Source organism: Streptomyces sp., from assembly GCF_050698815.1.
In the GTDB taxonomy this organism is placed as follows: domain Bacteria; phylum Actinomycetota; class Actinomycetes; order Streptomycetales; family Streptomycetaceae; genus Streptomyces.
This window is the reverse complement of sequence record NZ_JBOHCV010000220.1, coordinates 1-6,304: the sequence shown is the minus strand read 5'-3', so window position 1 is coordinate 6,304 and position 6,304 is coordinate 1. Positions and strand designations below refer to the sequence as shown.

The window sequence follows — 6,304 nt, the reverse complement described above, 5'->3', positions numbered from 1 at the left end:
TGCGACTCCGCCTCCGGCGTTGTCGTCGGTCGACGACGCTCCGCGTCGCCTCCCTCCTCCGCCTTGGATCCGAAGCCACATGACGCCGCTCGCTGATCCACCCTCCATCGCACACCAGGTCGTAAGCCCTGACGGTCGTTCGCCGGATACCCCTGTCTTCGGCGGGGCCGGCAGGCCCGTCGGCGTCACCCGAAAGCGTCCCGTCCGTGACCCCGGGGCAGCACACCCCGCATCCGCCGTAGGCTGGTTCCGTGCTGCTGCTCGCTCTTGACACCGCCACCCCCGCCGTCACCGTCGCCCTGTACGACGCCGACGGTGACCGCGTCCTCGCCACCGCCGACCAGCTCGACGCCCGCCGCCACGGCGAGCTGCTGCTGCCGTCGGTCGACCGGGTGCTGGGCGAGGCGAGCCGCACCCTGACCGACGTGGGGCGCCTCGTCGTCGGGGTCGGCCCCGGTCCGTACACCGGGCTGCGGGTGGGTCTCGCCACCGCCGAGGCCTTCGGCGCCGCCCTCGGCATCCCGGTGCTGGGGCTGTGCACGCTCGACGGCATCGCCTACGCCACCGGCCTGGACACCCCCTTCGTGGTGGCGACGGACGCCCGCCGCAAGGAGGTCTACTGGGCCCGGTACGCCGATGCCCGTACCCGCGTCGGCGATCCCGCCGTCGACCGCCCCGCCGAGCTCGCCGACGAGATCGTGGGGATGTCGTCCGTGGGCGCCGGGGCACGGCTGTACGAGGACACCTTCACGGGACTGCGCACGGATCTGGCCCCGGACCTGTCGGCCGCGGCGCTCGCCCGCCTCGCCGCCGAGAAGCTGGCCAAGGGCGAGGACGAGGACTTCCTGCCGCCCCGGCCGCTCTACCTCCGCCGTCCCGACGCCCAGGTGCCCACCCACTACAAGGTGGTCACGCCCACGTGACCGTGACCGGATCCACCGAGTCCACCGAGTCCACCGGGGACATCGTGCTCCGCGAGATGCGCTGGTGGGACATCGACCGGGTCCTCGACCTCGAACGGGTGCTCTTCCCGGAGGACGCCTGGTCGGCGGGACTGTTCTGGTCCGAGCTGGCGCACACCCGCGGCCCGTACGCCACCCGCCGCTACCTCGTCGCCGAGCAGGCCGACCCCGCCCTGCCCACGGCCGCCCCCGCCCTCCTCGGCTACGGCGGCCTGGCCGCGGTCGCCCGCACCGGCGACATCCAGACCATCGGCGTACTCCCCGCACACCGGGGCACCGGTCTCGGTGCCCGGCTGCTGAGCGCGCTGCTCGAGGCCGCCGCGGAGTTCGGCTGCCGGGAAGTGCTGCTGGAGGTCCGCGTGGACAACGCCCCCGCCCAGCAGCTCTACCGGCGCTTCGGCTTCGCCCCCATCGGCGTGCGCCGCGGCTACTACCAGCGGGGCGGGGACAGCGCTGTCGACGCCCTGGTCATGCGCCTCGACACCACCACATCCGCGGCGACCCCCTCCCTAGGAACGAAGACCCATGGCTGACGAACCCCTCGTCCTCGGCATCGAGACCTCCTGCGACGAGACCGGCGTCGGAATCGTCCGCGGCCACACCCTGCTCGCCGACGCCATCGCCTCCAGCGTGGACGAGCACGCGCGCTTCGGCGGCGTCGTGCCCGAGATCGCCAGCCGGGCGCACCTGGAGGCGATGGTCCCCACCATCGAACGGGCGCTGGCCGAGGCCCGCGTCTCGGCCCGTGACCTCGACGGGATCGCGGTGACGGCGGGCCCGGGCCTGGCGGGCGCGCTCCTCGTCGGCGTCTCCGCCGCCAAGGCGTACGCCTACGCACTGGGCAAGCCCCTCTACGGCGTCAACCACCTCGCCTCGCACATCTGCGTCGACCAGCTCGAGAACGGCGCCCTCCCCGAGCCGACCATGGCCCTGCTCGTTTCCGGCGGGCACTCCTCCCTCCTCCTCGCCCCCGACATCACGGCGGACGTGCGGCCGCTCGGCTCGACCATCGACGACGCGGCGGGGGAGGCCTTCGACAAGGTGGCCCGCGTCCTCAACCTGGGCTTCCCGGGCGGTCCCGTCATCGACAGGTACGCGCGGGAGGGCGACCCGGCCGCGATCGCCTTCCCCCGCGGGCTGACGGGGCCGCGCGACGCCCCGTACGACTTCTCCTTCTCCGGGCTCAAGACCGCCGTCGCCCGCTGGGTCGAGGCCAAGCGCGCGGCGGGCGAGGACGTCCCCGTGCGCGACGTCTCCGCCTCCTTCCAGGAGGCGGTCACCGATGTGCTGACCCGCAAGGCCGTCCGCGCCTGCCGGGACGAGGGCGTGGACCACCTGATGATCGGCGGCGGCGTCGCCGCGAACTCCCGGCTGCGCGCCATGGCCGCGGAACGCTGCGCGGACGCGGGCATCACCCTGCGGGTGCCCCGGCCCAAGCTGTGCACCGACAACGGCGCGATGGTCGCGGCCCTGGGCGCCGAAATGGTCGCCCGCCGCCGCGCCGCCTCCGGCTGGGACCTGCCCGCGGACTCCTCCCTGCCGGTCACCGAACCTCACGTCCCCGGCCGCGGTCATGCGCACGGTCATGGGCACGCACACGATCACGTGCACGAAGTCAGCCGGAAGAACCTCTACTCATGACCCTCGCCCTGATGTGGGAGGCCAAGGCCGCCGGACACCACGGCCCCGCGCTCCTCGCCTGGGCCCGCGCCCAGGAACTGGCCCCGCCCCCGCTGCGCCGCGAGACCTTCACGGCGCCGGGCGACCGCGTCCTGGTCATCACCTGGTGGTCCGCCGACTACAGCGCGGTCCTCCCCGAACTCCCGGACCCGCCCGACGACTTGTCCGCCCGCCCGGTGCACCGCTGGCGCTTCGAGCAGGTCTGAGCGGCCCTCCGCCGGCGGTGGCAGGCCCCGCTATGTGGTGCGCCGGGCCAGCGGCCGGCCCAGCAGCACCGTCGGGGCGCCGGCGACGCGGGTGAGGAAGACGGTGCAGGCGTGCGGCCCTTCGAGCTTGAGCTTCTTGCGGAGCTCCGCGGGCTCCACGGCGGAGCCGCGCTTCTTGATGGTGGCCACCCCCACGCCGCGCTCGCGCAACAGGGCCCGCAGCCGCTTCAGCTGGAAGGGCAGCACATCGGTGATCTCGTAACCGGTCGCGTACGGCGTCACGTGCGCTTCGTCGCCCGTCACGTACGCGATCGTCGGGTCGATGAGACGGCCGTTCAGCTGCCGGGCCACCTCGGCGACCAGATGGGCCCGTACGACCGCGCCGTCCGGCTCGTACAGGTAGCGGCCCACCGGTCCGGGGGGCGGGTCGGGGAGGCCGCGGGAGGTGAGCGAGTGCGGGCCGGGCAGCAACGTCGCCCGTACGGGCGGAGTTTCCGCCCGCGCTCCGGACTCTCCGGACTCTCCGGCTTCCCCGAACCACAGCACCGCCTCCTTCACCTCGCCCCCGTCCGAGATCCACTCCGCCCCGGCGTCCGGCGGAACCGCCTCGTGCGGGATGCCGGGAGCGACCTTCAGCGCCGCGTGCGAGACGCGGCGGGCGACCTCGACCGCCCAGGACAGCGGCGGTGAGTAAGCCTCGGGATCGAAGATCCGGCCCTTGCCGCCACGCCGGGCCGGGTCCACGAAGACCGCGTCGTAGCCCGAGATGTCCACGTCGCCGACGTCCTCGCAGCGGACCTCGATGCGGTCGGCCAGACCCAGCGCCCCGGCGTTCGCCCGTGCCACCTCACACGTCAGCGGGTCGCGGTCCACCGCCAGCACGCTCACCCCGGCGCGCGCCAGCGCGATCGCGTCCCCGCCGACGCCGCAGCACAGGTCCGCCAGCCGCCGCACTCCCCGCTCCCACGCGAAGCGTTCCGCGCGGTACGCGGCGACGCTCGCCCGTGTCGCCTGCTCCAGTCCGTCCGGCGTGAAGTACATCCGTGCCGCGTCGGCGGCCCCGAACTTCGCCACCGCCCGCTGCCGCAGCCGTGCCTGGGCGAGGGCCGCCGACACCAGTTCCGCGGGGTGGTCGCGGCGCAGCCGGGTCGCGACGGCCAGTTCATTCTCCGGCTCGTACCCGTCCAGTGACGCCAGCAGCGCCTGTCCTTCATCGCCCAGCAGTGCGGCGAACGCGTCCCGATCCACCCGGCCATTCTCCCGCTCCGGGACCGGTGATGGAGGCCGGGGTACGGCGACGCGGCACGTACGAACTGGCACTCTGGTTGACGGAGTGCTAACCGCGGCATAATGTCAGCCTTGGCACTCTCCCATGGTGAGTGCCAGCTACGCGCGACAGGGAGATCCGGCACCCGCGACGACGGGTCACCAGGTCGCCACCCCAGACAATTGACACCCCGGACATATGACACCCCAGACATATGACCGTGATGAGATCTCCGAAGGGGGAGGTCGGATCGTGACGACCGCCACAAAGGTTGCCATCAAGCCGCTCGAGGACCGCATTGTGGTCCAGCCGCTCGACGCTGAAGAGACCACGGCCTCGGGCCTGGTCATTCCGGACACCGCCAAGGAGAAGCCCCAGGAGGGCACCGTCCTTGCCGTTGGTCCGGGCCGTTTCGAGAAGGGCCAGCGCCTGCCGCTCGACGTGACCGTCGGCGACATCGTGCTGTACAGCAAGTACGGCGGCACTGAAGTGAAGTACAACGGCGAGGAGTACCTCGTCCTCTCGGCTCGCGACGTTCTCGCGATCGTCGAGAAGTAAGTCACCGAAGCCGGAAGACACTTCTGATCCGCGCCCCGGTCCCTCCCGCATCTCTACGGCGATGTACCGGGGACCGGGGTGCGGTTCGTTTGAGAGGACTCAAAAGCTCCCATGGCGAAGATCCTGAAGTTCGACGAGGACGCCCGGCGCGCCCTCGAGCGCGGCGTGAACGCCCTCGCCGACACCGTGAAGGTGACGATCGGCCCCAAGGGCCGCAACGTCGTCATCGACAAGAAGTTCGGTGCCCCGACCATCACCAACGACGGCGTCACCATCGCCCGTGAGGTCGAGGTCGAGGACCCCTACGAGAACCTCGGCGCGCAGCTGGTGAAGGAGGTGGCGACCAAGACCAACGACATCGCGGGTGACGGCACCACCACCGCCACCGTGCTGGCACAGGCGCTGGTCCGCGAGGGCCTGCGCAACGTGGCCGCCGGTGCTTCTCCCGCCGCCCTGAAGAAGGGCATCGACGCCGCGGTCAAGGCCGTCTCCGACGACCTGATCGCGTCCGCACGGCCGATCGACTCCAAGGAGGACATCGCCTCCGTCGCCGGTCTGTCCGCTCAGGACAAGCAGGTCGGCGAGCTCATCGCCGTGGCGATGGACAAGGTCGGTAAGGACGGCGTCATCACCGTCGAGGAGTCCCAGACCTTCGGTCTGGAGCTGGACTTCACCGAGGGCATGTCCTTCGACAAGGGCTACCTGTCGCCCTACATGGTCACCGACCAGGAGCGGATGGAGGCCGTCCTCGACGACCCGTACATCCTGATCCACCAGGGCAAGATCGGCTCCATCCAGGACCTGCTGCCGCTGCTCGAGAAGATCATGCAGGCCGGCAACAGCTCCAAGCCGCTGCTGATCATCGCCGAGGACGTCGAGGGCGAGGCGCTGTCCACCCTCGTCGTCAACAAGATCCGCGGCACCTTCAACGCCGTCGCCGTCAAGGCGCCCGGCTTCGGTGACCGCCGCAAGGCGATGCTCGGCGACCTGGCCACCCTCACCGGTGCGACCGTCATCGCCGAGGAAGTCGGCCTCAAGCTCGACCAGGCCGGTCTCGACGTGCTGGGCTCCGCCCGCCGGGTCACCGTCACCAAGGACGACACCACCGTCGTCGACGGTGCCGGCGACCAGGCGGCCATCCAGGGCCGGATCGCCCAGCTGCGCCGGGAGATCGAGGAGACAGACTCCGACTGGGACCGGGAGAAGCTGCAGGAGCGGCTGGCGAAGCTCGCCGGCGGCGTCGGCGTGATCCGGGTCGGCGCGGCCACCGAGGTCGAGCTCAAGGAGCGCAAGCACCGCATCGAGGACGCCATCTCGGCCACCCGCGCGGCGGTCGAGGAGGGCATCGTCACCGGCGGCGGCGCGGCGCTGGTGCACGCGGTCACCGCGCTGGACGGGCTCGGCCTGACCGGCGACGAGGCGACGGGCGTGGCCATCGTGCGGCGGGCGCTGGACGAGCCGCTGCGGCAGATCGCCTGGAACGCGGGCTTCGAGGGCTCGGTCGTGGTCGCGCGGGTGCGCGAGCTCGGGCCGGGCCAGGGCTTCGACGCGGAGGCCGGCGAGTACGCCGACCTCGCCGCCCGGGGCATCGTCGACCCGGTCAAGGTGACGAAGTCGGCGCTGGTCAATGC

General features: G+C 72.0%; 7 protein-coding genes. 6 read left to right on the top strand and 1 reads right to left on the bottom strand.

What is annotated here, in order from left to right:
- The first annotated feature begins 251 nt into the window (after positions 1-251).
- The 4 genes from tsaB to ACRDP3_RS08155 are packed head-to-tail and all read left to right on the top strand — an operon-like array spanning position 252 to position 2,848.
- On the top strand, positions 252-923 hold the full coding sequence (gene tsaB, locus ACRDP3_RS08170) for a tRNA (adenosine(37)-N6)-threonylcarbamoyltransferase complex dimerization subunit type 1 TsaB (protein WP_431516174.1): 672 nt from the start codon (positions 252-254) through the stop codon (positions 921-923).
- Positions 924-979: 56 nt separating this feature from the next.
- Positions 980-1,495, top strand: a complete 516-nt coding sequence (rimI, locus tag ACRDP3_RS08165; protein ID WP_431516176.1) for a ribosomal protein S18-alanine N-acetyltransferase — start codon at positions 980-982, stop codon at positions 1,493-1,495.
- A complete protein-coding gene (gene tsaD, locus ACRDP3_RS08160) occupies positions 1,488-2,603 on the top strand; it encodes a tRNA (adenosine(37)-N6)-threonylcarbamoyltransferase complex transferase subunit TsaD (protein WP_431516173.1) in 1,116 nt (371 codons plus the stop codon). Before rimI ends, tsaD begins: the two co-directional genes overlap by 8 nt.
- Positions 2,600-2,848: a hypothetical protein gene (locus ACRDP3_RS08155; protein ID WP_431516172.1), complete on the top strand. Its 249-nt coding sequence runs from the start codon at positions 2,600-2,602 to the stop codon at positions 2,846-2,848. The genes tsaD and ACRDP3_RS08155 overlap by 4 nt, the downstream gene beginning before the upstream one ends.
- A gap of 30 nt (positions 2,849-2,878) precedes the next feature.
- Here the strand turns inward: ACRDP3_RS08155 and ACRDP3_RS08150 are convergent, their stop codons facing one another.
- Positions 2,879-4,096, bottom strand: a complete 1,218-nt coding sequence (locus ACRDP3_RS08150; RefSeq protein WP_431516171.1) for a class I SAM-dependent methyltransferase — start codon at positions 4,094-4,096, stop codon at positions 2,879-2,881.
- Positions 4,097-4,364: 268 nt separating this feature from the next.
- Between ACRDP3_RS08150 and groES the strand changes: the two genes are divergently transcribed.
- The gene (gene groES, locus ACRDP3_RS08145; RefSeq protein WP_431516175.1) at positions 4,365-4,673 is read left to right on the top strand and encodes a co-chaperone GroES; all 309 of its coding nucleotides are present in this window, start codon (positions 4,365-4,367) and stop codon (positions 4,671-4,673) included.
- A gap of 111 nt (positions 4,674-4,784) precedes the next feature.
- Positions 4,785-6,304 (top strand): chaperonin GroEL (gene groL / locus ACRDP3_RS08140; RefSeq protein WP_431516170.1); only part of this gene is annotated, 1,520 nt, incomplete at its 3' end.

Excerpts from the sequence above, each read along its gene's own strand:
- rimI (WP_431516176.1), top strand. The coding sequence starts at position 980 with ATGCGCTGGTGGGACATCGACCGGGTCCTCGACCTCGAACGGGTGCTC.
- tsaD (WP_431516173.1), top strand. The coding sequence starts at position 1,488 with ATGGCTGACGAACCCCTCGTCCTCGGCATCGAGACCTCCTGCGACGAG.
- ACRDP3_RS08155 (WP_431516172.1), top strand. The coding sequence starts at position 2,600 with ATGACCCTCGCCCTGATGTGGGAGGCCAAGGCCGCCGGACACCACGGC.